General features: G+C 43.6%; 26 protein-coding genes. 8 read left to right on the forward strand and 18 right to left on the reverse strand.

Annotation, left to right across the window (positions count from 1 at the left end):
- Window positions 1-8 precede the first annotated feature (8 nt).
- Genes NL930_RS12215 through lpxB form a run of 4 tightly spaced genes read right to left on the reverse strand, consistent with a single transcriptional unit; the run spans window position 9 to window position 3,303 of the window.
- Window positions 9-746, reverse strand: coding sequence for a UDP-2,3-diacylglucosamine diphosphatase (locus NL930_RS12215; RefSeq protein WP_254376845.1), 738 nt, complete (start codon window positions 744-746; stop codon window positions 9-11).
- Window positions 736-1,749, reverse strand: coding sequence for an N-acetyl-gamma-glutamyl-phosphate reductase (gene argC, locus NL930_RS12220; protein WP_254376846.1), 1,014 nt, complete (start codon window positions 1,747-1,749; stop codon window positions 736-738). Before argC ends, NL930_RS12215 begins: the two co-directional genes overlap by 11 nt.
- 2 nt (window positions 1,750-1,751) lie before the next feature.
- On the reverse strand, window positions 1,752-2,246 hold the full coding sequence (gene greA, locus NL930_RS12225) for a transcription elongation factor GreA (RefSeq protein WP_039671959.1): 495 nt from the start codon (window positions 2,244-2,246) through the stop codon (window positions 1,752-1,754).
- 25 nt (window positions 2,247-2,271) lie between these two features.
- Window positions 2,272-3,303 (reverse strand): lipid-A-disaccharide synthase, encoded by a 1,032-nt coding sequence (gene lpxB / locus NL930_RS12230; protein WP_254376847.1) that lies wholly within the window; start codon window positions 3,301-3,303, stop codon window positions 2,272-2,274.
- A 128-nt stretch (window positions 3,304-3,431) separates the two neighbouring features.
- On the opposite strand from lpxB, the gene surE reads away from it, so the two are divergent.
- Together surE and NL930_RS12240 are read left to right on the forward strand one after the other, a co-directional pair.
- Window positions 3,432-4,217: a 5'/3'-nucleotidase SurE gene (gene surE / locus NL930_RS12235; RefSeq protein WP_254376848.1), complete on the forward strand. Its 786-nt coding sequence runs from the start codon at window positions 3,432-3,434 to the stop codon at window positions 4,215-4,217.
- The gene (locus tag NL930_RS12240) at window positions 4,217-4,861 is read left to right on the forward strand and encodes a ThiF family adenylyltransferase (RefSeq protein WP_254376849.1); all 645 of its coding nucleotides are present in this window, start codon (window positions 4,217-4,219) and stop codon (window positions 4,859-4,861) included. The genes surE and NL930_RS12240 overlap by 1 nt, the downstream gene beginning before the upstream one ends.
- Before the next feature lie 60 nt (window positions 4,862-4,921).
- Here the strand turns inward: NL930_RS12240 and NL930_RS12245 are convergent, their stop codons facing one another.
- The 10 genes from NL930_RS12245 to NL930_RS12290 form a co-directional block, all read right to left on the reverse strand.
- The gene (locus NL930_RS12245) at window positions 4,922-5,923 is read right to left on the reverse strand and encodes a DUF4424 family protein (RefSeq protein WP_254376850.1); all 1,002 of its coding nucleotides are present in this window, start codon (window positions 5,921-5,923) and stop codon (window positions 4,922-4,924) included.
- A gap of 43 nt (window positions 5,924-5,966) precedes the next feature.
- Complete coding sequence (locus NL930_RS12250; RefSeq protein ID WP_254376851.1) at window positions 5,967-6,590, reverse strand: hypothetical protein; 624 nt, start codon at window positions 6,588-6,590, stop codon at window positions 5,967-5,969.
- Complete coding sequence (locus NL930_RS12255) at window positions 6,590-7,030, reverse strand: Sua5 YciO YrdC YwlC family protein (protein ID WP_254376852.1); 441 nt, start codon at window positions 7,028-7,030, stop codon at window positions 6,590-6,592. Before NL930_RS12255 ends, NL930_RS12250 begins: the two co-directional genes overlap by 1 nt.
- A 4-nt stretch (window positions 7,031-7,034) precedes the next feature.
- Window positions 7,035-10,292, reverse strand: coding sequence for a carbamoyl-phosphate synthase large subunit (gene carB / locus NL930_RS12260; protein WP_254376853.1), 3,258 nt, complete (start codon window positions 10,290-10,292; stop codon window positions 7,035-7,037).
- Between the two features lie 61 nt (window positions 10,293-10,353).
- Window positions 10,354-11,100, reverse strand: coding sequence for a rod shape-determining protein MreC (gene mreC, locus NL930_RS12265; protein WP_039671947.1), 747 nt, complete (start codon window positions 11,098-11,100; stop codon window positions 10,354-10,356).
- Window positions 11,093-12,127, reverse strand: coding sequence for a rod shape-determining protein (locus tag NL930_RS12270; RefSeq protein WP_039671946.1), 1,035 nt, complete (start codon window positions 12,125-12,127; stop codon window positions 11,093-11,095). Before NL930_RS12270 ends, mreC begins: the two co-directional genes overlap by 8 nt.
- A gap of 16 nt (window positions 12,128-12,143) precedes the next feature.
- On the reverse strand, window positions 12,144-13,379 hold the full coding sequence (clpX, locus tag NL930_RS12275; protein WP_254376854.1) for an ATP-dependent Clp protease ATP-binding subunit ClpX: 1,236 nt from the start codon (window positions 13,377-13,379) through the stop codon (window positions 12,144-12,146).
- Window positions 13,369-14,160: an acyl-ACP--UDP-N-acetylglucosamine O-acyltransferase gene (lpxA, locus tag NL930_RS12280; protein ID WP_254376855.1), complete on the reverse strand. Its 792-nt coding sequence runs from the start codon at window positions 14,158-14,160 to the stop codon at window positions 13,369-13,371. Before lpxA ends, clpX begins: the two co-directional genes overlap by 11 nt.
- 1 nt (window position 14,161) lies before the next feature.
- Window positions 14,162-14,611, reverse strand: a complete 450-nt coding sequence (gene fabZ, locus NL930_RS12285; protein WP_039671944.1) for a 3-hydroxyacyl-ACP dehydratase FabZ — start codon at window positions 14,609-14,611, stop codon at window positions 14,162-14,164.
- Between the two features lie 33 nt (window positions 14,612-14,644).
- Window positions 14,645-15,733, reverse strand: a complete 1,089-nt coding sequence (locus NL930_RS12290) for an epoxyqueuosine reductase QueH (protein WP_254376856.1) — start codon at window positions 15,731-15,733, stop codon at window positions 14,645-14,647.
- A gap of 213 nt (window positions 15,734-15,946) precedes the next feature.
- Here NL930_RS12290 and NL930_RS12295 point away from each other — a divergent pair, with 213 nt between their 5' ends.
- Window positions 15,947-18,829, forward strand: coding sequence for a DUF748 domain-containing protein (locus NL930_RS12295; protein ID WP_254376857.1), 2,883 nt, complete (start codon window positions 15,947-15,949; stop codon window positions 18,827-18,829).
- 9 nt (window positions 18,830-18,838) lie between these two features.
- Here the strand turns inward: NL930_RS12295 and bcp are convergent, their stop codons facing one another.
- The gene (bcp, locus tag NL930_RS12300) at window positions 18,839-19,303 is read right to left on the reverse strand and encodes a thioredoxin-dependent thiol peroxidase (RefSeq protein WP_039671941.1); all 465 of its coding nucleotides are present in this window, start codon (window positions 19,301-19,303) and stop codon (window positions 18,839-18,841) included.
- 158 nt (window positions 19,304-19,461) lie between these two features.
- Here bcp and NL930_RS12305 point away from each other — a divergent pair, with 158 nt between their 5' ends.
- Genes NL930_RS12305 through NL930_RS12325 form a run of 5 tightly spaced genes read left to right on the forward strand, consistent with a single transcriptional unit; the run spans window position 19,462 to window position 23,239 of the window.
- Window positions 19,462-20,376, forward strand: coding sequence for a branched-chain amino acid transaminase (locus NL930_RS12305; protein ID WP_039671940.1), 915 nt, complete (start codon window positions 19,462-19,464; stop codon window positions 20,374-20,376).
- 13 nt (window positions 20,377-20,389) lie between these two features.
- Entirely contained in the window at window positions 20,390-21,481 is a 1,092-nt protein-coding gene (locus NL930_RS12310) for a prohibitin family protein (protein ID WP_039671939.1), read from the forward strand.
- Window positions 21,478-22,161 carry a bifunctional phosphoribosyl-AMP cyclohydrolase/phosphoribosyl-ATP diphosphatase HisIE gene (hisIE, locus tag NL930_RS12315; RefSeq protein WP_041962674.1) on the forward strand — a complete coding sequence of 228 codons (684 nt, stop codon included), beginning with the start codon at window positions 21,478-21,480 and terminating at the stop codon, window positions 22,159-22,161. The genes NL930_RS12310 and hisIE overlap by 4 nt, the downstream gene beginning before the upstream one ends.
- On the forward strand, window positions 22,151-22,687 hold the full coding sequence (locus tag NL930_RS12320; RefSeq protein WP_039671937.1) for a DUF2393 family protein: 537 nt from the start codon (window positions 22,151-22,153) through the stop codon (window positions 22,685-22,687). Before hisIE ends, NL930_RS12320 begins: the two co-directional genes overlap by 11 nt.
- Window positions 22,688-22,696: 9 nt before the next feature.
- Entirely contained in the window at window positions 22,697-23,239 is a 543-nt protein-coding gene (locus NL930_RS12325; protein WP_041962676.1) for a DUF2393 family protein, read from the forward strand.
- Here the strand turns inward: NL930_RS12325 and NL930_RS12330 are convergent.
- The 3 genes from NL930_RS12330 to dapB are packed head-to-tail and all read right to left on the reverse strand — an operon-like array spanning window position 23,236 to window position 26,317.
- The gene (locus tag NL930_RS12330) at window positions 23,236-24,198 is read right to left on the reverse strand and encodes a TIGR01212 family radical SAM protein (RefSeq protein ID WP_254376858.1); all 963 of its coding nucleotides are present in this window, start codon (window positions 24,196-24,198) and stop codon (window positions 23,236-23,238) included. The two genes, NL930_RS12325 and NL930_RS12330, sit on opposite strands and share 4 nt — an antisense overlap.
- Window positions 24,198-25,535: an amidophosphoribosyltransferase gene (purF, locus tag NL930_RS12335; RefSeq protein ID WP_039671934.1), complete on the reverse strand. Its 1,338-nt coding sequence runs from the start codon at window positions 25,533-25,535 to the stop codon at window positions 24,198-24,200. Before purF ends, NL930_RS12330 begins: the two co-directional genes overlap by 1 nt.
- Window positions 25,536-25,549: 14 nt before the next feature.
- The gene (gene dapB / locus NL930_RS12340) at window positions 25,550-26,317 is read right to left on the reverse strand and encodes a 4-hydroxy-tetrahydrodipicolinate reductase (protein ID WP_254376859.1); all 768 of its coding nucleotides are present in this window, start codon (window positions 26,315-26,317) and stop codon (window positions 25,550-25,552) included.
- Between the last annotated feature and the right edge of the window lie 4 nt (window positions 26,318-26,321).

The following is a 26,321-nucleotide window of genomic DNA, read 5'->3' on the forward strand; positions in this document are numbered from 1 at the left end:
GCTGCCCCTTATTTACTTGGACATGACCTCAATTGCATGGATGCAAAGTGTGTCTCTGGAGAGGATTGTACACTAAAATAGCTTTGATTGCACGCAAAAGAAGAAAAATTGACATAATGAACGCTAGATACCGTAAAATCGACGTTTTGATGGTAGTGTCCTTCGGCAATGACCTCGGTTTTAGGGTAAAAAGAGAGCTTGCGTTGTATTTGCGTTGCAAAGCCTTCGATTTTCTTGCAGAGATTTTTTTTACGTTGATCGTTTTGAATCTTTTTGGAGATTGCATGTGAGAAGAGTCGATCCAAAACGTTTAAAACACTTAAAAGCGTTGGATTACGAATCGCTTTCGTATAACAACGGTTCAGCAACGTTCCGTATTTGTCGCCGTGCAACAGCAGGCACGTTCTGCCATCGGGAAGATTACATGCCAGCGGTTGGCGTTCAATGGGGACGACCGTGACATGGGAAAAGACTTTGGCTAGATTAAAATCGTGATTGCCCTCAAAATAATAGACTTCGCATCGCTCGGCAATCGCGTCGATCAAGTCGATGTAAGGGCGGTATTGATCCATGCCGTAGCGCACGTTTCCGACCAAAAGATCGAACATGTCGCCCATCAAAAAGAGTTGAGGCGGAGGATTGTTCTTGACATGTAAAAGAAAATCGAAGAAGAAAGAGCGCTCGCTTGAATCATGCGCGTCGGCAATGAAAAGCGCTCCTTCTTGAATGTACAGATTAGGGGACATACGCGATCATAGGAATACCGGCGGTTTCGTCCAAACCGCACATCAAGTTGGCATTGACCACCGCTTGGGATGAAGCACCGCGTAAAAGGTTATCGATAGCAGACGAAACGAAAAGGGATTTGCCTTTTTGCGTCACGAAAATATCGCAAAAATTGGTTCCCGCCGTCGCTTTAATCTCTACAGGTGTTTCGCGCACGCGTACGAACGTCGCATCGGCGTAATACGCCCTCAAAACCGCCTTCGCATCAATCGTCTCGTCGGTTTGCAAATAAGAACTTACCAACATTCCGCGCGTCAGGGGAAGCAAATGCGGAATGAAGTTGACTTCAAATGCATGCGTGCTTATCTGGCGCAATTTTTCCGCAATTTCGGGTTCGTGGCGATGCTTTAGCGGATTGTAGGCAAACATATTTTCGTTAATAGCAACAAAATGCGCCGTAGGCGTTAACTTTTTACCTGCACCCGACACACCGCTTTTCGCATCGATAAAAATCGGTGCTTCTTTGTTTAGATACGGCAAAAACGGCAAAATTCCCAAAATCGATGCCGTAGGATAACACCCCGGATTGGCGATCAAACGAGCGTTTTGGATGCGCGCTTTGTGAATTTCGGGCAATCCGTAAACCGCTTCGCTTAAATGCTCTTTATCCTCGTGTTCGCAATAGTGTTTTTCGTAGGCTTCCAACTCCAAGCGATAATCCGCCGAAAGATCGACGACCTTAACATGTAAGTCTAAAAGCTCTTTCGCAAATCCCATCGCGGCTTTGTGAGGAAGCGCTAAAAACGCCAGCGTTGCATGCTTTGCCACCTCCTTGACGTCGGCTTTTTGCACGTCTTGTTCAAAAACGCCCGCAAGCGAGGGATGAAGCTCGCTTGCGCTCACGCCTCCTTCGCTCGTTGCGATATAACGAATCGCAAAATGAGGATGGTTGATCAAGATTTTGATCAATTCCAATCCCGTATATCCGCTAGCCCCTATAATAGCTACATCGATTTTAGGCATGCTTATCCTTCAAAGTCGATCTCGCGATAAGCGATTTCGAGGATTTCATATTCTTGCGAGCCGTTCGGTAATTTGATCGTTACTTCTTCGCCTTCGCTACGTCCCATGAGCTGCTTGGCAAGCGGAGAGTGAAACGAAATCAACCCGCGATCGGGATTGCTTTCGGTACTGCCGACGATGGTATAGCTTACCTCTTCACCGCTGTCCGTATTTTCCAACATCACGCTCGAACCAAATCGTACTTTATCGTGTTCGTACGAGCTAGGATCGATCACGTGGGCACGTGCCAAAAGATCGCTTAGTTCGCCGATGCGCGTATCGATAAACGCTAAACGATCTTTCGCCGCGTGGTATTCGGCATTCTCTTTAAGATCCCCGTGACTGCGCGCAATATCCAATTCTATGACCGTCTCGGGACGTTGTTTTTTTCGTAAATCTTGTAATTCGTTTGATAATTTTTGATAACCGAACTCGGTCATCGGCTCTTTATTTTCCATTGAGTTCTCCTTCAAAAAGCACCTATTATAGCTTCATTATACTTATCATTGCCTCTTTGCTTCCGTGTTCCAAAAGCGTTCGGAGTTTTGTGGCACGTTCGAAAAAAACCTCTTGATCGGTTTGCTCGTAAACGTGAAGCAAGTTGTCCGCATAGACTTCTTCTTGAAGCAACTCTACATGTAAAGGCTCCTCTTGTTCAAAATCAAACAAAATATTCGCCAATCCGACATGTTTAAGCTTAACAAATTGCTTCGCAATCCAATAATCAAACGCTTTGGCTTTGTACGCCAACACGAAAGGCACCCCCACAAGAGCCGCTTCCAAAGTCGCCGTTCCCGAACAGACAAACGCGAACTCGCTTTGTAAAAACGCGTCGTACGTATTGCGTGAAATTTTGAACATACCCAAATCCCCGTATATATCGACGATTTCCCGATACGTAAAATGCGCCGGAATGACCAGAAGCTTCTCTTTATCCTCGATTTTTGCCGCAAGTTCTTTGTAGATAGGCAATAGAGCCCTTATCTCACTCTTGCGGCTTCCGGGCAGAAAGGCGATCGTTCCCGTTTTTTCATGGCGTATCTTGAAGTGCGGTATCTCGTCCAACAAGGGATTGCCCACATACGTCGATTTGGTATAACATAAATTCTCAAACGGGAAAATCGACGCCAAAATATCGCAATATTTCTCCAATTTCACCGCGCGTTTGGGTCTCCAAGCCCATACTTTCGGCAAAATGTAATAAATGATCTGGACGTTCGGATTGATCGTTTTAATCGCTTTCGCCAAAGGCAAATTAAAAGCCGGAGAGTCGATCAGCAAAACCTTATCCACAAAAAAACTCATACGCGCCATCACTTTAATCGCCCGTTTCGCCTCGCGAATTTTAGGAAGTGCATCCAAAAAGCCCATAATCGAAAAAGCACCGGAAGACAAAAACGGCTTCCCGAAACGCTCGTCGAAAATACCGAAAATTTCACAGGACTCCAAGCCTTCTAAAATAGGTTCGAGATGCAAATTTGCGGAGGGTTCCAATGCCGAGATTAAAAGTTTCAAACGCATACCTTCTTTTTTGTATAAGTCTATACAAAAATCTCTTAAAAATAGACGCGCCTTGGAGCTTTAAACGAAGTCTACTATAAGCCCGTTTCGTTATAATGGTTTTAAAAAAGACAGGTCTTTTCATGAAACGTATTTTAATTACCAATGACGACGGATTTGAAAGTCCGGGCTTACATGCGCTTGCACGCGCGCTTCGTCCTTTAGGACATGTCACGATCGTAGCTCCCACCACCGAAAAATCAGCATGCGGACACTCTTTAACCTTAACGCGTCCGCTTCGCTTTATCTCCATTAGCGACGATTTTTTTAAACTCGACGACGGCACGCCGACCGATTGCATTTACCTCTCGCTCAACGCACTTTTTGAAGGAGAGAGCAAACCCGATCTGATCGTTAGCGGCATCAATAAAGGCTCCAATTTGGGCGAAGACATCACCTACAGCGGTACGGCTAGCGCGGCAATGGAAGGCGCACTTCACGGCGTTCCGTCCATCGCGATTTCGCAAGTTTACGAAGGTAGCCCCCAAAACATCGAATTGACGCACGGCTATGATTTGGCGGAGCGCGTCGTGTACGATCTTTCCAAAAAGATTTTGGAAAAAACCTTTCCTTTGAACGAACGTCGCTTTTTAAACGTCAACGTGCCGCCGTTGAAACCCGAAGAGTGCAAAGGCTATAAAATCACGCGCGCGGGATACCGTATGTACGGAAACGACGCGCATCTGCACCGCAATCCTAGAGGCGAAGAGTTCTACTGGCTGGGCGTTCACACGCTGGAGTGGAAAAAAGGAGCACTTAGCGACTGCGATTTGAGTGCTATCGAAGAGGGCTACGTCTCGATTACGCCGATAAAGCTCGATATGACCGCGCACGATGAACTTGAAGCCTTAAAAGAGTGGATAAAATAATGGAAGATCGTTACTCTCGTGTCAGACGCGTTTTTGGCGAAGATTTTGAAAAACTCCAAAAGGCAAAAATCCTTCTTTTAGGCATCGGCGGTGTCGGAAGCCCCTGTTTAGATGCACTTTACCGCACTGGGGTGAGTGACATCACCATCGTTGACTTTGATACCTATGATGTGACGAATCAAAACAGACAGCTAGGCTCAGAAGCCGTGGGTGAAGTCAAAGTCTTGCATATGGCAAGCCTTTATAAAGGTGTTACACCTATCGTGGCAAAAGTAACCCCTGGATGGGTCGAGAGTTTTGACTTTGAACCCTACGACATTGTCATTGACGCGATAGATGATATGGAAGCGAAAATCGCCGTGGCACACAAAGCTCATGCAAAACTTCTAAGTTCCGCAGGTGGCGCGAAAAAAATAGATCCAACCAAAATTCACTATGCCCCTATTTGGGATACCTATGGCGATGCACTGGCAAAAAACTTTCGTGAAGGGCTTAAAAAAACGGGCTTTCAAGGCTCATTTTTAACGGTATTTTCCGATGAAAAACCGATCTGTAAAGAAATGGGAAGTTTGATGTGCGTAACGGCTTCGTTTGGTTTAACGCTCGCTTCGTTGGCAATTCGGAAGATTACGGGGAAGATGTAGGGTTTACATGTAAAAATGAGCGGTATTTTAATAAATACCACTCAATATGCTTTATAGTAATTAATCAGCATTCCCAAAATATATATTCAAATCTTGTTCTGGTTTAAAATTCTCCAAATGAATCTCATCTCGAAAAGGGTTGATATGCTTTAAAGGAGTAGGAAAGCAAAACGATACAACTTCATCAGACTTTTTATGTATTATTAATATAAAATCCCTAATGCCATCTTTCCAAGTGTTGGCTGTTTTCAAAATATAACTTACATCTGTTCCCCAAAGATTATTTTCTGGATAATAATCTTTTGCAGAAGGAGAGCCATAGTATTTAAAACAGTAATTATCAAGTAGCTTAAATGTTTCTTTTGACATACAATAATCGCGAGAGAATCTACCTTCTTGAGACTCAGGCATTGAAGAATGGCAATAATACCTCCAACTTGCACCTCCACCTGTAAGCGGTTGATATTCATGCGAAATTTTTACTTTTTGGTGCGCTTTAAATGTTTGCTTCCACTCATAGGTAATATAATTTGTCCATTGTATATAGTCATCGTCTTTGAAATTTATATCTACACTAAGCCCATTTTCTTGCAAAATTTTCATTTTTGGCTCGATAATCTCATTATACTGATCTTCACTGGCGATAATATCACGCTCGCTAAACCCTAGTTTCAATAGTTTTTCGGTGATGTCTTGACCTTCAAATTCACCCCTATTTGCTACCGTTCTAACCTTAGTCTGAAATGCAATCGGTTTTCCATCGACAACTACTTTAAAGCTATCAATTAACTTAAGATATGAAACATGGTCATGAAACGGTGCTTCACCAATCATAAATTCAGGTAAAGGAAATACAATCGTCTCGGTGATGTCTTTATCGCTCTCGTTAATAAATTCATAATCAACTTTTATCTTGTTATAACTTATCTCAAGTACCTCTTTTGCCATCGCAATATCATCCGTTTTACCGATAATAATTCCTCCTGCACCCAAAGCGCCATACCCATCATTGGCAAAAAAATATGTCACAATCACCAACAGTGTTAAAATAACCTTCTTCAATTTTTCCTCCATTTGTCTTTACATGTAAAAATAAAAAACTTGTCTACTCTTCCATCGCCATCATCAAAAATCCCGTAAATCCAGCATTGTCATTAGGACTTATCTTCTGACTGACTTTTGTTCTCATACCTTCTAAGACTTTTGTATACTGGACATAAAATTCATAACTCGGTCGTGGCTTATAGACTAAACCTTCTATCTCAAAAAAGTTGATGACATTTTTCGTTGTTGTTGGCTTAATGAAAAATTCTTTATCTCTGTAAAAGTAGTAAGGTATAAGCGTGACGATTGACCATTTTGCCAAACTATAAAAAGAGAGCACCTCTACCAACGTCTCAAATCCCTCTTTTTTGTCACCAAAAAGCATTTCGTACAGACCAATAGCGAACATATCTCTTCGCTCCATGCGCATCGATTTGATCATATCTCTTACTTTTGGTTTTTCAAAGAGTGAAATTAGGGTCGATTTTGAGACGATTTTGGTGAAGTTTTCGCAGATGAGCTCAGGTTGTGTAAAGTTCTCTTTAGCAAACATCTCACGGACTTGTTCACCAATTTTAGCGGTGTTATGTCTTTTTATGATAGGCAAAAGCCCTACATCTTCAAAACCTTGTGGATAGAGTTCCAAAAAATAGGCTTCTGCCTCTTTGAGCTTTTGCAGATTCATTACCGTAATTTCCTCATCTTTTGTTTACCGAGTTTGAAAATCTTTGAGGGTTTGTCTTCAAAAAAACCTTTACATGTAAACACAACGATGTCTGCTTTTTCGATGGCAAAAGCTTCATCAAAACCCTTCCCGCTGGGGTTAGACGAGGTGGAATAACTCCATGTCAGTTTTCGTAAAAACGGCAAGTGATCCGTGTCTTGGATCACACGAATTGCTAGTCCACACGGATAGGCGAAGGTGGTTTTTTTGGCTCTTCGGATACGGTTTTTATGCTCTTTTGGAACGCGGGTAAAAGTACGAAGTGTCTGTAAGCTGTCCACACTCATCAAAAACGGCTTACCATTTGGGCGGTTTTTGATGGTTGCTAATGCCTCGGCATTTTGGGAGAGAAACCCCGCCGTTGTTTCTGTTTGGGCTAGATAAACACGGTCGGGGTTCATGGTTTTAGTTGAGATAGTCTTGTAAAGCACGTGGTTCAAGCGCGCTTTTGTCTTGAATGTACGCGATAGATTCCGTTGCCGCCGCTGCCGCCGCTACGGTCGTAAAATAAGGAATTTTGAAGCGAAGAACCGCTTGGCGGATCTTTTTCGCATCGTCTTTGCTCGATTTGGCGTCACTCGTGTTAATCACTAAAGCGATGTCGCCGTTTTTGAGTTTATCTTCGATATTCGGACGTCCTTCGGAGATTTTATAAACAAATTCCGCTTCCACGCCCGCATTGCGCAAGGCTTTATGCGTTCCGCCGGTCGCGACGACTTTAAAACCGAGCTGAACAAATTTTTCGCCGATCTGCTTGGCATAGCTTTTATCGATATCGACTAAAGAGATGAACACCGCACCGCTTTTCGGTAAGATATTCGCCGACGCGATCTGACTTTTCGCGAACGATGCCGGAAAATTCTTGCTAATGCCCATAACTTCGCCGGTGGATTTCATTTCAGGACCCAAAATCAAGTCCGCGCCTTGAAGTTTATTGAACGGAAAGACCGCCTCTTTGACCGCAACATGACTAAGCGGCTTGGGTTTTAAAAGTCCGCCGACTTCGGTTACCATGTTAAATTTGTCGTAAAATTTAAGCGCTTCGCGGAGATTGCCTTGGAACATCACGCGCGTTGCGACTTTTGCCATCGGAACGCCGGTGGCTTTACTCACAAACGGTACGGTACGACTGGCTCTGGGATTGACTTCGATCATATAAACGTCGTCTTGATAAATGGCGTATTGAATGTTCATCAGTCCTACGACACCGAGATTTAAAGCAATTTGGCGTGTTTGCGTTTCTATTTTTGCCAAAATCGTTTCGCTGAGGCTAACGGAAGGCAAAGAACACGCACTATCGCCGCTGTGAATACCCGCTTCTTCGATATGTTGCATGATGCCGCCGATGTAGACGTCTTTACCGTCGCTGATCGCATCCACGTCGACTTCGATCGCACGATCTAAAAACTGATCGATCAAAACGGGCGAATTGTGACTCACACTCACCGCTTCGTTCATATAGGTTCTTAGTTCGCTTTCATTGTAAACGATGCGCATCGCACGACCGCCTAAAACATAACTTGGGCGAACCAAAACGGGATAGCCAATGATCTTAGCTTTTTCGATCGCCTCTTCTTCGCTGGTCGCCGTTGCGTTATTGGGCTGTTTAATATGATTTTCTTTAATAAATTGCGAAAACTTTTCTCGATCTTCCGCCATATCGATCACGCGAGCGGTCGTTCCGATGATTTTTGCACCCATAACGGTCAATTTCTTCGCCAATTTCAACGGTGTTTGTCCGCCGAAATGCACGATAATTCCATCGGGTTGTTCTTTTTCGACCACGCTTCTGACATGTTCAAAATCGATCGGTTCAAAATAGAGAATATCGCTGGTGTCGTAGTCGGTTGAAACGGTTTCGGGATTGCAGTTGTACATAATGGTTTTCACGCCCATATCGCCTAACGCGTATGCCGCGTGAACGCAACAGTAGTCAAACTCGATACCCTGTCCGATACGATTCGGACCGCCGCCGATGATCATCACTTTTTTCTGTGTATCCGTCGTCTTGGACGGTTGAGGCACTTTCATGATATTTGTCGTCGAATACAAATACGGCGTTAAGGCTTTAAATTCCGCCGCACACGTGTCGACTTCGTTGTATTCAAAGTCGATACCGAGCTTGTTACGCGCAAAGTAAATATCGTTTTCGGTTAACTCTAAATTGTCCTCTTTGTTGATCAATTTTGCGATCATCTTGTCCGAAAAACCCATCGTTTTTGCTTTGCGTAACATCGTTTCGTTATTGAGGATAAACATGTCGATCTCTTTTTCAAAATCGACGATCTCTTTGATTTGCCCTAGAAACCATGGATCGATTTTACTCAAACGATACACTTCTTCAACGTCATAGCCTCTTCGAAACCCTTCCGCAACGTAAAGTGCACGGTCGCAATTGGGACGTCGAATCTCGTTTTTAAGTTTTTCTTCTTCGACTTTTTGAATTTCAAAACCGCTCAAACCGGTCTCTAAAGAACATAACGCTTTTTGAAACGACTCTTTAAACGTTCGCCCGATCGCCATGACTTCGCCCACGCTTTTCATCGACGTGGTCAACGTCGAATCGGCAAGCGGAAATTTTTCAAACGTAAAACGAGGAATTTTCGTCACGATATAATCAATGACCGGCTCAAAACTCGCCGCCGTACCCGTAATGTCGTTTTTAATCTCGTCAAGCGTAAATCCGACGGCTAAAAGCGTGGCGACTTTGGCAATCGGATACCCCGTCGCCTTCGAAGCCAATGCCGAGCTACGGCTCACGCGCGGATTCATTTCGATGACGGTCATGCGTCCCGTTTGGGGGCAAATCGAAAACTGTACGTTACTACCGCCGGTATCAACGCCGATTTCACGCAAAATCGCAAACGAGGCATTTCGCATACGTTGGTACTCTTTATCGGTGAGCGTAAGAGCGGGAGCAATGGTAATGGAATCGCCCGTATGCACGCCCATCGGGTCAAAGTTTTCGATCGAACAGACGATAATGCAGTTATCGGCACGATCGCGAATAACTTCCATCTCGTACTCTTTCCAACCCAAAAGCGACTCTTCGATTAAGATTTCGTTGATCGGACTCGCATCCAAGCCGGCACTTGCTAACTCTTTAAACTCGTCGATATTGTACGCGACGCCGCTTCCGCCGCCCGCTAAGGTATACGAAGCGCGGATAATCAAAGGGAATCCGATTTTTTCCGCCGCCGCGTACGCATCTTCCATCGTATAGGCATACGCGCTAATCGGCAAATCCATACCGATTTTCATCATGGCTTCTTTAAACGCTTGTCTGTCTTCGCCTTTTTTAATCGCCGCAGGGTTTGCGCCTAAAAATTTGACGTTTTCCAGCAATCCCAGATCGTGCATACGCATGGCAACGTTCAAGGCCGTTTGTCCGCCCATCGTCGGTAAAATCGCGTCGATATTCTCTTTTTCGATAATACGCGCGATAACCTCTTCGGTAATCGGCTCGATATACGTACGATCGGCGAATTCCGGGTCGGTCATAATCGTTGCGGGATTTGAATTGACCAGTACGACGCGGTATCCAAGTTCTTTGAGTGTTTTTGCCGCTTGCGTTCCCGAATAGTCAAATTCACATGCCTGTCCGATAACGATAGGACCTGATCCGATTAATAGTATGGTTTTAATATCTTGGCGTTTTGGCATCTCTTTCCTTTAATCTACATGTAGTCTTCAACCCAACACCTTTTAGGTTCTGGGTTCAAGACTAATTTTGTAAAATTACATGCATAAATGCAGGGACATGGGCATTGGCATAAGGCTTAACGACCACGGTTTTGGATGACTCCTCTTCAATGACCTGCGTCACGGTTCCGACTTTAATTCCCTCGAAGAAAAGACCGTCCAGTCCGCTGGTGACCACTTCGTCTCCGACTTGCGGTTGCAACCATTGCGAAATATATTTCACTAAAATTTCTTTGCGGTTTCCTTGTAAAACGCCTTGCATTTTTTGATCTCCCACATAAACCGAAAAAATCGATTTTGGGTCGCTTAACAACAAACCTTGCGGATGCCCGTCATTTGATACGACGATACCCGCGGCATATCCTTGGGTTAAAAGACCGTAAATTTTACTTTGATTAAAATCTTTAAAATCAAGCCATACTTTACCGTAATCGTTAAGGTCGGTATAGCCGATCGACTGAATCAATGCAATTTTAGGAGAGTATGCCGTAACGTTGTTTTCTTTTAAAAGATCGTTCAATTTGCTCGCAAACGCGATGGATAATACGGCCGATTTTTGCAACGTCTGATTCTCGGCACGCAACCGTTTAATCTCTTCTTGTTGGGCAAAATGCTCGTTCACACGATTTTCGATACTCGTTTTTAGATCAACGTAAGCGGATAATACTTTCGTATTTAATCCGCCGATATAATGCTTTGCTTCCGTTCCGTACCGAAACGATACGAAAACGAAAGCCGCTAAAAGTATAAGGATTTTAAATTTATTCATTCGATAGTTGTTGCAATATCTCTATCTCTTCCAAAGCTTTTCCCGTTCCTTTAGCAACGGCTAAAAGCGGTTCGTCCGCTACGAAAACGGGGAGTTTGACGATGTCGGAGAGGTATTTGTCAAATCCACGGATCAACGCACCGCCGCCCGTCAATACGATACCGTTTTCCACGATATCGCCCGCCAAATCGGGAGGCATAACCTCTAAAACGTCTTTGAGCGCATCGGCAATCTCTTTCAAAGGCTCTTTAATAGCGTCGCGTACGTCCTCGCTGGTCAACTCGATACGGCTTAAAAGTCCGCTGACTTGATCGCGGCCTTTGACCATCATCGAAAGCGGTTCATCCATAGGCACGGCTGTTCCGATAGCAATTTTTATCTCTTCTCCGGTTCGTTCGCCGATCAAAAGGTTGTATTTTTTCTTCACATAATCTACGATTGCCAAGTCGATTTTATCGCCGGCAACGCGAATCGATTTGCTGATAACCAAGCCGCCCAAAGAGACTACGCCTATTTCGGTCGTACCGCCGCCGATATCGACAACAAGGCTTCCTTGCGGCTCTCGTACCGGAAGTCCGGCTCCAATAGCCGCTGCCATCGGCTCTTCGATCAAGAAAACTTCGCGCGCGCCCGCACTCATCGCCGATTCGCGAACCGCTTTACGCTCGACTTGCGTCAAACCGTAAGGAACACAGATAATAATGCGTGGTCGTAAAAAACTTTTTCTGCGATGGGCTTTCTCAATAAAGTAGCGAATCATTTTTTCGGTCATATCAAAATCGGCAATCACGCCGTCACGCATCGGACGAATCGCTTCGATATCGCCGGGAGTTTTACCCACCATATTTTTAGCCTCTTTACCGACAGCCAAAATACTCTGTTTTCCCATGCGATTTCTTTGTACGGCGACAACGGAGGGTTCGTTAATAATGATACCCTTGCCTTTGACGAGAACAAGCGTATTGGCCGTTCCGAGGTCAATACTCATATCGCTTGAAAAAAAGCCTATCACTTTGTCTAAAATCATCTCTACAATCCTTTATTTACGCACTTTTTTTATCTTTTTTGACATAAAGCGGTTTATCGCCCTTTAAAACGACGTCTTCGGTTATCACGACTTCGTAACCGGCAAGCTCGGGAAGTTCGTACATAACGTCAACCATAATATCTTCCATAATACTTCGCAGTCCGCGAGCTCCCGTTTTACGTTTAATCGCAAGCTCCGCAACCGCACTCAAGGCTTCTTTCGTAAACGAGAGAAGTACGTTATCGATGGCAAAGAGCTTTTGATATTGTTTAAAAATAGCATTTTTAGGTTCCGTTAAAATTCGCACCATATCTTCTTGCGTAATAGCAGAAAGTTTTGCGGTGACATGTAAGCGACCGATCAACTCCGGAATCAAGCCGTAATGTACCAGATCGTCGGGCTCGACTAAATCAAAAAGTCCTTCGTCTTGACTTTTGGTACGTTTTTCCTGCTCAAATCCGAGTACGTTTTTGCCGATACGACGTTTAACGATCTCTTCGAGTCCGTCAAAAGCACCGCCGCAAACAAATAAAATATTGGTCGTATCGATTTGAATAAAATCTTGGTTCGGGTGTTTACGTCCGCCTTTAGGAGGAATATTAACGACGCTTCCTTCGATAATTTTTAAAAGTGCTTGTTGTACACCCTCTCCCGATACGTCTCTGGTAATCGAACGATTTTCGCTCATGCGGGCAATTTTGTCGATCTCATCGATAAACACGATCCCTTGTTCGGCTTTTTTAATATCGCCGTTAGCACATTGAAGTAGCTTCGTCAAAATATTTTCGACGTCTTCACCGACGTATCCGGCTTCGGTTAAACTCGTCGCATCCGAAATAGCGATGGGCACATCTAAAAAGCGCGCCAACGTTTGCGCCATAAGCGTTTTACCGCTTCCGGTCGGTCCGATTAATAAAATATTGGATTTTGAAATTTCCGTATCGTCTTGAATCGTGCTTTGTTTAAAAATACGTTTATAGTGATTGTAAACGCCCACCGAAAAAATCTTTTTCGCTTGGTCTTGACCGATGACAAAATCGTCTAAAACTTTTTTGAGCTCTTTGGGGACGAGAAGTTCTTGATTAAACGCTTCATCATGGCTTAATGCGGCGGTCGTCTCCGGAATATCGCCGAAGAAAATTTTATACGCCGAAATGACGCAATGTTCGCAAATAAAAACATCGTCGCCCGCAATCAACCTCGTATCGTTGCTCTCTTTCGTTCCGCAGAAACTGCACTCTCTATTCACCATTATTTTTCCTCTCAAATGGAATGCCGCGTTTGGACTCCATAATAAATCGACACATTTGCACGACGTACGTGTTAGAAGCGCTTTGCAATAACAAGGTCGCCGTCTCTTGAATCGGTTGACCCGATTCAAACAATTTTCGATACGCCGCCTTCAGCTCGTCGATATCTTGACGTTCCAAATGACGGCGAAGCCCCGTAAGGTTTAAGCCGCGTAACATCGCACGATTGCCTTCGGCTAAGCAAAACGGCGGGATATCTTGCGATAAGGCCGAAGCTCCCGCGATCATCACGTAATCTCCGACTTTAACGAACTGATGAATCGGCGTCATACCGCCGATTACCGTGTGGTTTCCCAATTCGACGTGCCCCGCAAGCGTCGCCGCGTTGGCTAAGATACAGTGATTACCGACATGAACGTCATGTCCGATATGCACGTATCCCATAAATAAATTGTAACTGCCGATAACGGTTTTTCCGCCGCCGCCCGCCGTTCCGGGATTGAAAAGCGTGAACTCTCGAATTTTATTGTAATCTCCGATAATCAGCTCGACCTCTTCTCCTGCATACTTCAAATCTTGAGGAATCGACCCCAAAACCGCATGCGAAAAAATCTGGTTATGTTTACCGATCGTCGTATTACCGTAGATGTGCGCACCTTGCGCTATTTTTGTGCCTTGCCCGATCTTCGCTTGACTTGAAACATAGCAAAATGCGCCTATTTCAACGTCTGCGCTAATCAAAGCCCCGTCCTCGATGATAGCAGTCGGATGAATGTTCGACATGTTATTTATCCACGATCATTGCTTTGAGTTCCGCTTCCGCCACAAGCTTTTCGTCAACATACGCTTTGGCGTCGAGAACCCAAATATTTCCTCTATGCTTGATCACGCCGAGTTTATACACCAGCTGATCGCCTGGGCGAACCGGATTCCTAAATTTTGCATTATCGATACTCATAAAATAAACGACTTTGTTTTTCGTATCTTCTTGTTTTTCGCTATCCATACTTTGAAACGCTAACACGCCGCCGGCTTGCGCCATTCCCTCGATAATCATGACTCCGGGATAAATCGGGTGTTCAGGAAAATGCCCTTGAAAAATATGTTCGCCGATCGTCACGTTTTTGAATCCCTCTATGGATTCTCCCGGCGTCAATCCCGTAATACGATCAATCAACAAAAAAGGAAATCGGTGGGGAAGTATTTTTTGAATCTCTACAACATCCATTAACATCTTTAAAAACCTTATTAACAAAATTCAAATATTTTAGCTAATAAATACTAAATTTTCTCTAATGTCCGGGTAGCTTACGCTCTCGAGAAAAAGCGTATATTCCCTCGCATCAAGCGTGTCAACAATAATGATCGGGCTTAAAGAGAGTACCGCGGAGGGGAAAAGATGCGCACGAACTTTCATTTCACATTCGAGATCGGGAGGATTTCTTAGCATCTCTTTGACATCGCAAAAGCATGTATTTGCCGTCTCGTTAAACCGATCGATCGTTACGAAACGTATCTCTTCTTTGGTTGCGTACCCCACACCCGACGCCATAAAAGCTACTCGCGTTTTAGATATTTTTTTCTGACATGTCGAATAAAAAAGGATATAACTTGGCACGATTTCTTGAATATCGTTTTGTAACCATGCCCGCAAAAGACGGTAATTTAAAAATTTTTCCCGCACAATACGAAACGGCCGACGTTCTTCCTCCGCGCAAATCACCGCTTCGTAAAGACGTAAACGCTCTTCGATCGAACCGGACAAACATTGCGGACGCAAAGGAGAACATAATTCGTCGGCAAAACGTTTTTGCTGTTCGCGTTGCTTAGCAAGAGCAAACACGCACCCGCAATAGTTTTGATGATAAAGCATCGCGTCTCGCGCTAAGGCAAATTGCGCTTGCGTACCGCCGTCTTTTCGAAAATCGGGTACGACGATTGTTAAACCATATTTTTGTGCAATCGTTTCTAACGCTTGTTCTAACTGTTGTAAAGACTTTTTAGGACTTGTTAGTAAAGTGGTCGTAATGATTTTTTCCCCAAGTTCCAGTGCTTTTTTAGCACTCTCTTCTAACCTGTTATCAAAACAAACATTGCACCGTTTGCCTTTTTCGGGTTCATGTTCCAAGCCTCTTACCGCATTAATCCATGCTTCATAATCGTACGAGCCTTCCCATAAAACAATGCCCAATTTTCGGCAACTGCGGCGAACGTCCAAAAGACGTAAACGGTACTCGTCGTAAGGATGGATATTCGGATCGTAAAAAAAACCGATCAGCGGTTCGTTAGGGTACGCTTCACGTAATTTTTGAAGAAAAAAATGGCTATCGACCGAGCAACAGATATGAACGAGCATGCATGGTTTCTTTACGGAATAAATTTGCTAAAAGTATACCATCTCTTTGCTCTCATTCGTATATGCACTAGGTAGTATTCTCCTTTACGTAATGATGTATAAAAGACCGTAGCGCGCTAGCAAAAGCAATGGCAACCTCATAAAACTCATAGTTTTAAAAATATTTTTTTGTTTTTAGTGTATAATAATTTCAATCGATAACAGGAGTGTTTTATGCTCACAAAAAATATGAAGACGATTGTATTTTGGCTGATTAGCCTCCCGTTGTTTTACACACTGTGCGGTTTTGTGATCCTTCCATGGTGGGTACGCACGCAACTTCCTTCGCTCCTGCACGAAAAAGTCGGTATTCTTATCAACGTCGAGCACGTTCGCTTTAACCCTTTTACGTTTGAAGTCAATCTCGAGTCATTAGCGCTATTAGACTCTAATGCCGCTAAAGCCCTTAGCATCGGACATATCTATCTCAATTACGATCCTTCGGCTCTGTTTAAAAAAGAGTTTTCGATTAAAGCGGTTCACATCGACAATCCAGACATCGATCTAAGCCTCGATCAAGAAGGTTCGCTCAAACTTCTCAAACTTTTTCCTAACACGCAAACGCAAGAGCAAGAGAACAACGCATCCGAAACGACAACCTCTCTTACCATGCCGCTCATCGTCAAACATGTGGAAATTCACAATGCGCATACGCTTTTTCAAGACCCAAGGGGTGAACATCCTTTCCAATTTGAAATCGGACCTATCTCCTATACTGCCGATAATTTGAGTTTCTATAAAGACGATTTGAGCCTTCATGCGATCAAAGCCGTTTTACAAAATGAAGAAAAACTCTCCATCGCGAGCAGCCTTATTATTGAACCGCTTATTTTTTACGGAGAACTTAACCTAACGAAGCTACCGCTTTCTACGCTTTGGGGTTACACCTTAAGCGCTCTTCCCGCAAAGCTCTCTAAAGGCGATCTAACGCTTCGCATTCCTTTCTGGATCGATTTAAGTAAAAGCTCGCCTTCCGTGCTCATCGAAAAAGGCTCCTTACTGGTCGAAAATACCGAATTTACCGATGCAAATCAATCCGTGATTCACATCCCTTCGCTCAAGCTGGACGGAATCGATTTTGATCTACAGGCTTCACATGTCAACATTGCGGAAGCATCTTTGACACAACCGAATATTCGTTTGCAACTCGAAAAAGCGTATCGCGTCAATTTTGAAAGATTGTTTACGCCTGCTTCCAAAACAAACCCAGCAAGCGAAAACACAGTAGCCTCGTCCTCTTCCGCTACGCCTTCACCGTGGAGCTTTTCGCTCCGTCGACTCTACGTCGATTCGGCTCGCGTACATGTCGTCGATCAAAACGTGAAATCTTCGCCCATCGATTGTGCTCCGCTTTCTTTAATCGTCGATAACATCACCAATGATACCAATCAAACGGTTGCATTCGATCTCAACGGCACGATCGATCAAGATGCTTCCTTGAAGCTCAAAGGCACGTTTCTTCCCGCTCGTTCCTCCTTGGATATGCGTGTTGTTGCCGATACGCTCTCGTTAGAAAAAGTACAACCTTATCTTAAACCCTTTACGACGGTACTGATCCAAGACGGTTACGTTTCGCTCGATACACTGCTTAAAGCCTCGTTTGATCGACAAACCAAGCTTGACGTTCAAGGCGATATTACGGTTTCAAAGTTTTCGCTTGCAGATCGTTTTAAAACGCCTTTGGTTGCCTGGGAGAGCTTGAATTTAAGCGCATTATCGTATACCTTAGACCCTGAAGTATTGCGTATTCAAAAAATAGCACTTGACAAACCGTACGTAAATTTGGATATCAAAAAAGACCATAGCACGAATTTTGCCGACCTTCTTGTCCAACAAAAAGCCCCTCCTACGACGACTCACGATCAAAAATCCGTCTCCAAAGAGAGTGCTTTGACACTTTTTTTAGGCAATATCTCTTTAAAAAGAGGAACGGCGCATTTTCAAGACGCTTCATTGCCGATCCCTTTTGCAACGTTTGCGGATAATCTCAACGGCTCACTCTCCACGCTCGATACGAAAAGTACGAAACCGTCCACGTTAAAGATAGAAGGAAAGGTCGATAAGTACGGCTATGCAAAAATCGACAGCACCTTATTGCCGTTTGACATCAAAAACCATGCCAATCTCAAAATAATCTTCAAAAATATCGCGATGCCTAAATTAACGCCTTATTCAGGAAAATTCGTCGGGTATGCGATTAAAGAGGGAAAACTTTCATTGGATTTGAACTATAAAATTAAAAAAGGACTTATGGAGGGTCAAAACAAAATCAATTTAGACTCTTTGGTCTTAGGTGAAAAGATCGAAAGCGAAGATGCCCTCAATCTACCGCTAGACTTAGCGATAGCTCTTTTAAAAGATTCGAAAGGACAAATCGATCTGGATCTTCCGGTCAGCGGAGACCTTAACGATCCGGAGTTTCGTTACGGAAGCGTCGTCTGGAAAGCACTCGGCAATCTCATCGGAGGCATCGTTACCTCCCCGTTTAAACTTTTAGGCTCTCTTTTGGGCATTGAAGCCGAAAATCTTCAAAGCATCGACTTCGCGGCGGGTGAAGCCGTACTGATTGCTTCGGAAGAAGAGAAAATGGCACAGTACCGACAAATTTTGGAAAAACGATCCGCCTTAAAGTTGCTTATTACTCCTAGCTACAACGAAACACTCGATATGCAGGCTTTAAAAGAAAATAACATAACCGCACAAATCGAACAAAAGCTCTCTAAAAATAGCACGGAAGATGCTTATGCCCGAGCCGTGCAAAAACTCTTCATTCAAAAATACGGAGACGTTGCATACGGTACGCTGATGAAACAGTATAAGGAAGAACAACTCGATCCTCCCGCTATTAACGACCGCCTAATCACTAAAATTGCCGAAACGGTCGTAATCGATCCAGCGGTCCTTCACACCCTTGCGCAAAAGCGCGCCGAGGCGATTGTTCAAAAGCTTACAAATTCCTACAACATCGCTCCCGAAAGACTTATTAAACAAGAGGCTCAAGCGGTAGACGCACAACGGGAATCATGGGTAGGCTGTGCCATTTCGATCAGCAATTAAGAAGGCGCTTTATACGAGCGCCTCTAATACTTTTTTCACTTCACTTGCGTGATCTTTCACTTTGACGTTGGACCAAATCTTTGCGATTTTTCCTTCGGGATCAATCAAAAACGTCGAACGCACGATTCCCATATACTCTTTACCGCAAAACTTTTTCAATTGCCATACGCCGTAGCGTTGTGCAATCTGGGTGGTCGAATCGGACAAAAGCGTAATATCTAGTTTTTGCTTTGCGATAAACTTTTGATGCGACGCTGTGCTATCGGGGCTAACGCCCAAAACGACCGCTCCTAGAGTATCAAATTGCGGCAAAGTTGCCGTAAAATCGCATGCTTCCGTTGTGCATCCTGGGGTGTTATCTTTGGGATAAAAATAAAGAACAATCCACTTCCCCGCCAAATCGCGAAGCGAAATTTCAACGTCGTCTTGGTTGGGAAGCGTTAATTCTGGGGCATTATCGCCGATCTTAAGCATCAATCATCCTTACATGTAGAATTTTTGTAGCATCTTAACATAGATTAGCACGATCTTCTTTAAGATTGCAGCGTTGATTTTAACCATAAAACTATCTTTAATTAAAGTTTAGCTACTATAATTTCTCTTTACAAACGACTTCACGATAAGGCTAGACAATGGATAAAGCACAATTTATTTGGATGGACGGCAAACTAGTTGCGTGGGATGATGCAAAAGTACATATTTTAACCCATACGCTTCACTACGGTAACGGTGTTTTTGAGGGTACACGTGCTTATATGACCAAAGAAGGTTTGGCCGTTTTCAAGCTTAAAGAACACACGAAACGCCTTTTGAACTCGGCGAAAATTACACGGATTAAGGCCAATTTTTCACAAGAAGAGTTAGAGCAGGCTCACCTTGATCTTTTAAGAGCCAACCGTTTTACCGCCAACGTTTACATTCGTCCTCTGATTTATCTCGGATACGGCGTCATGGGACTTAATCATATCCAAGCACCCGTTAATACGGCTATTGCGGCATGGCAATGGGGAAGTTACCTCGGCGACGAAGGATTGGAAAACGGCATTCGCGTTAAAATCTCTTCGTTTACCCGAAATCCTGCCAAATCAATGATGGGCAAAGCCAAATCGGCTGCTAATTATCTCAATTCACAAATGGCTAAATACGAAGCTTTGGAAGCCGGTTATGAAGAAGCTCTTTTACTTGACGACGAAGGATTTATCGCCGAAGGCAGCGGGGAGTGCTTTTTTATCGTCCGAAACGGTACGTTGATTACGCCTCCGAACGATACGTCTTTAGAGAGTATTACGCAAGCAACCGTACTGGATTTGGCTAAAGAGGCGGGTATTCCTATCGAGCGTAGACGCATCACTCGCGATGAAGTGTATATTGCAGACGAAGCATTTTTTACGGGAACCGCCGCAGAAGTAACGCCGATTAAAGACGTCGATAATTACGTCATCGGCGATGGAAAACGTGGATCTATAACCCGCCAACTTCAAGAGGCTTATTTTGACGTCGTTTACGGACGCAATCCAAAATACAAGCACCTCTTAACATTTATTTAACCAAAGGAAAGATATGCCAGCAGATTTGAACGACTATTTTAAGAAAAAAAATAACGGCGGCGGTTTTGGAGGCGGAGGCGACAACGACAATCGTACGCCTTTCAACGTTGAACCTCCCGATTTTATGAAAAACTTGGGGAAAAAAGCCGGATTGATTTACGCCGTCATTGCGATCATCGTTATTTTTATTATCGCTAAACCGTTTGTCATTATTAATTCCGGTGAAATGGGAATTAAAGCGACGACGGGTAAGTTTGAACCGATTCCGATGGAACCTGGATTTCATCTTTTTCTTCCGTTTATTCAACAAGTTTTTATCGTCGACACGAAAGTACGTATTATGAACTACTCTTCAACCGAAGATTTGGGCGAAGTGGTACAACGCGGTTCCGGCATTAAGCGCAATGCCGCTATTTCCGTTTTGGATGCTAGAGGGTTACCCGTTTCGATCGAACTGACCGTGCAATACAAGCTCGAGCCTTCGACCGCACCGCAAACCATTGCAACATGGGGTATGTCATGGGAAGATAAAATCATCAATCCCGTCGTTCGCGATGTGACGCGAAGCGTTGTCGGTAAATTTAACGCAGAGGAACTTCCGCAAAAGCGCAATGAAATTGCCGTCAATATCGAAGAAGGTATTCGCAAAGCGATCGATGCCCAACCGGGTCAACCCGTCGAGCTTTTAACGGTTCAACTCCGTGAAATCGTGCTTCCGGCTAAAATTAAAGAGCAAATCGAACGCGTACAAGTCGCACGCCAAGAAGTCGAACGTACAAAATACGAAGTCGAGCGTGCAAATCAAGAAGCTCTAAAACGTGCCGCAGAGGCAGAAGGTCAAGCTAAAGCCAGAGAAATTAACGCGCAAGGTCAAGCCAATGCGATTAAAATCGAAGCGGACGCTGATGCTTATGCCAATAAAAAAATTAGCGAAAGTATCTCCGCTCCTTTGTTGAACCTCCGTCAAATCGAAGTTCAAGGCAAATTTAACGAAGCGTTAAAAGAAAACAAAGACGCAAAAATTTTCTTAACGCCGGGCGGCTCGGTTCCTAACATTTGGGTCGATACGAAAGATAGCCAAAAAGCTGTTAGCGTCGCCAAATGAGTACCGAACTTTTAAAAACAATCGATTGGGGGAAATTTCCCCTTCTTCCGGTAATCGCTCAAGCGTATGATACGCAAGAAGTTCTGATGTTCGCATACATGAACGAGGAAGCGTTGAAACTGACGTTGGAGACGGGAATTGCACACTATTTTTCACGTAGTCGCCAAACGCTATGGAAAAAAGGCGAGACGAGCGGGCATTTACAGTATGTCAAAGAGGCTTATTTAGATTGCGATAACGATACCTTACTCATCAAAGTCAAACAAGAGGGCGTCGCATGCCATACGGGACGTATGTCGTGCTTTTTTAATCGCGTCGATATCGATGAAGCACCTAAAGAACCTCAAAAAACTATCGAAGCATATTCGATCGCCGATACGCTCTATCACATTGTTCAAGAACGAAAACATGCCGATCCGAAAAGTTCTTACGTTGCTTCGCTGCTTCAAAAAGGCGATAATAGCATGTTAAAAAAAGTCGTTGAAGAAGCGGGCGAATTTTGTTTTGCATGTAAAGACGGAGAGCAAGAAGCTATCATTTACGAAGCGGCGGATTTGATGTTCCATACGATTGTAGCGCTCGGAGCAAAAAATATTCACCCCGATCGTATTAAACAAGAGCTTAAGCGTCGATTCGGCTTAAGCGGCATCGAGGAAAAAAACAGTCGCAATGCTCATTGACGCGCTTAAAATTTCACTCTTAACCTATTTTAGAAATTTAGGTTTGTATGATTATCTAGCGTTTGCATGGCTTATCGTGACGTTTTTAATGCTGATTGCGTTTGCGATTTTGATCGCTAAACGCTCTTCAGCGCTCTCCGTACTTATCATTATTCTCTCTTTGATCTTTTTTGCAGCCTCGCCTTTTTTGATTCACTACAAACTCAATACGCTTTTACGCCAAAATGTTACGGAAATTACGATGGTAAAAAAATTGGTTTTTTCGGATACCCTCATTGTCGAAGCCACCCTTCAAAACCTCTCTAAAAAACCCTTCAAACGTTGTTTGGTTCAAACAAGCGCAATCAAACAAACTTCGGCAAAAGGAATTAAAGCTTGGATGACTCGATTAAAGCCTATCGCAAATCAGTCGATACTAGTTCAAGAGAGTCTTTCCCCGAATGAGTTGACGAATATTCGCATTCTCTTTGATGATTTTACCTATCAAGGAGATGTCAACGCCACTTTAAAGGCGGAATGTTATTAAGGAGACCCAATGACTTATTTTACGATTTTACATTGGATTGCCGTTTCTATTATTGCCGTACTGTTTATACTTTTTTTGGTTTTGACAATCCAAAACCGTGACGAAAAATCTTCTTTAGCGGCACCTATTTTAACCAATATTTTAGCGATGTCGATTTTAACCTTTTTCAGTATTTATGTTTTGGACAAATACACCAAATTGGCACAACTTGATAACGTGATTCAGAAAAAAATGCTCGTGAACGAATCGTTTGCCATCAGCGGTCAAATTCGCAATATCGGAAATTTTCAGATTGCACAATGCACTTTAGAAGTCAAAGTTTCCAATAACGCTATCGAAAAAACGGGAACCGATAGTGCTATTTTTGTGCCCAAATCGGCGTTAGATAGTTTATTTAAACGCAAAGACGATGATATCGGCGTCGAGACGACCAAAGAATTCGTCATTGCCGAAGATCTTCGCCCCGGAGAATTACGTAACTTTACGGTCTTTATGCGCTATCCACCCTCTTTTAGCAAACCTTATACGCGTTACGAACTTTTCTGCCACTAATATAACCAGCCCTGATGGGCAAACGCTTGACGAATATTGAACATTTGTCGATGTTTATCATAACACCAATCGGGTGCTAACAACGACGTATCGCCTATGCCGGCACTTACGCGCTGAATCATGACATGTGAGGGAAGAAGCGCTACCGCTTTGACAAGCGTATCGATATATACCTCTTCCGTGATCGGCGTAAACGTCCCTTTATTCAAATCATGCGCAAGAGCCGTTTTTTTGACAACATAAAGCGGGTGAAACTTGAACGATTGTACATCAAGACTAAGCGCAAATTTAACGCTTTCAAGCATCATTTCCTGTGTCTCTTGCGGTAATCCAAAAATCATATGCGTGCAGACGTTCAATCCGTACCGACGTGTCATCTTAATACTGGAAGCGATATTAGCGCTATCATGCCCGCGATTGATGCGTTGCAACGTTGTATCAAAAGACGATTGCACGCCGTACTCCACCCAAATTTCATGTGTTTGCGCCAACTCAGCCAAATATTCTAAAATGTCCGGTGAAATGCTATCGGTACGCGTACCGATACTCAAACCGATCACGTCTTCAAAACCAAGCGCCTTCGTATACAACGCCTTTAGAGTCTCCAAAGGAGCATATGTATTGGTAAACGATTGAAAATAGACGATAAATTTTTTTGCTCCAAATTTTTTACGCAAACTGTTTTGAGTTTTTTTAAATTGTGTTTCAAGCTGTAAAAGCTGAAAGTCTAAATAAGGGTTATGGGAAGTATTCGGTTGTAAAAAAAAGCGCTTTGGCCGCTCTTTACTATGCTCCAAATTGGGGCTAAAGGACTCATTTTCGCAAAAAATGCATCCGCCTTTAGCCACACTTCCGTCAATATTCGGACATGTAAATCCAAAAATTGAAATCGGAACTTTATAAACGTTAACATTAAATTTTTCTCTAAAATACCGTCCTGCGGTTAAAATAGCGCGCATTATTTAATAAAATAGTTTCCATCAAAACTCACGAGCGAATAGTTCATATCGTTCCCGATGCTCTCTTTAAGGGCTTCGATGCTTAAAAAAGCTAACGAATCGGCTCCGATATACTCGCGTACTTCTTCCACGTTTTTATTGGCGCTAATTAGTTCTTTGTAGCTTGGAGTATCGATACCGTAAAGACAAGGATGTTCGATCGTAGGAGAAGCGATGCGCATGTGAACTTCTGCCGCACCGGCACGCTTGAGCATTTTAACAATCTGGCGCGACGTCGTTCCTCGAACGATACTGTCGTCAATTACGACGATTCTTTTACCTTCTAGAATTTTATGAATCGGAGAGAGTTTAAGCTTAACTTTTAAATCGCGTACTGCTTGCGTAGGCTCGATAAACGTTCTTCCAACATAATGATTACGCACGATCGCCATTTCAAAAGGAATACCGCTTTGCTGAGCGTAGCCTAATGCCGCACTCACGCCGCTGTCTGGAACGGGAATCACAAAATCCGCTTTCACGGGTGAGAGATCCGCCAATTTCATTCCCATTCTTTTACGTGCCGCATAAACGTTTTTACCCTCGATCACACTATCGGGACGAGCGAAATAGATAAATTCAAAGGCACAAATATGCGGATCGGGTTCAAAAAGTTGAATGCTTTCAAACGCTTCTTGTCCGTGTCGAAAAATAACCATTTCCCCCGGTCTGACGTCTCGAATAAATTCGGCATCAACCAAATCAAGCGCACATGTTTCGCTAGCAACAATGTATCCACCCTCTTTGAGTTTTCCGATCGAAAGCGGTCTAACCCCGTAACGATCACGAATTGCAAACATTTTGGTACGGCTTTGAATTAAAAGACAATACGCACCCTTAATGACGTTTAACGCTTCGACAATACGGTCTTTAAGTTTATCCTGCTGAGAACGTGCGATCAAATGAATGATATTTTCGGTATCCATCGAAGATTGGAAAATAGCACCTTGTTCAATGAGGCGACTGCGAACTTCGTGCTTATTGATCAGATTTCCGTTATGCACGATCGAAATATCGCCGAGTTTATAACTTGCCGCAACCGGTTGCGCATCTTTAACCGAATCGCTTCCCGCGGTTGAATAACGGTTATGGCCGATTGCCATATCGCCGTCTAAAAAAGTGAGTTTTGTTTCGTTAAAAACTTCGGTAACAAGTCCGTTATCTTTAATCGTACGGATTCTTTTTCCGTCACTTGAACTGATTCCTGTTGCCTCTTGACCTCTATGTTGCATCGCAAATAACGCATAATACGCTATTTTGGAAGCATGTTTTACATCAAATACACCGACAATTGCACACATACGCTTCTACCTTTTTAAAGACCCAAACAATCGCTAATCGTATAGAGACCGTTTGGTTGATGGACAATCCATTTTGCCGCTTTAATCGCGCCTTTTGCAAAGGTATCGCGACTGGTCGCCGTATGGTTCATCTCTATAAATTCCCCGTCATTATAAAAACCGACGGTATGGCGACCGACGATATCGCCTCCGCGTAACGCCATAATTGCAATTTCGTTTTTACTACGTTCACCGATCAATCCGTTACGCCCGCTAACGCGCACGTCGTCTAAGACCAATCCGCGAGCACGTGCGGCATGTTCGCCGAGCGTCAAAGCCGTTCCGCTTGGAGCGTCTTTTTTATAACGATGATGCTGTTCTACGATTTCGATATCAAAATCACTAAGGCTTTTGGAAGCGAGTTCAACCAAACGATTTAAAACCGCAACGCCTAGAGACATATTAGTCGAATATAAAATCGGCATATGATTAGCCGCCTCTTTTAAAAGATTATGCTGATGTTCGTTTAATCCGGTCGTACCGATAACAAGAGGCGTAGGTGATTTGAGTGCATTTTCCAATAAGGTTTCCGACCCCGTCGCAATCGTAAAATCGATCACGACATCGCTTCTCTCTAACAAAACACCCACGTCGTTTGTCGTAGAAATTTCCGAAGGTACGGAAAAACTAAACGCCTCAATAGCATGTAAAATATAAGGACGGGCTTGAGCATCTTTCATAAGATTTTCAATTAATAATCTTCCGACTCTACCGGTTGAGCCGTGAATTCCGACATTGATCATATGT

This window comes from Sulfurospirillum sp. hDNRA2 (genome assembly GCF_024206095.2).
Lineage (GTDB): Bacteria > Campylobacterota > Campylobacteria > Campylobacterales > Sulfurospirillaceae > Sulfurospirillum.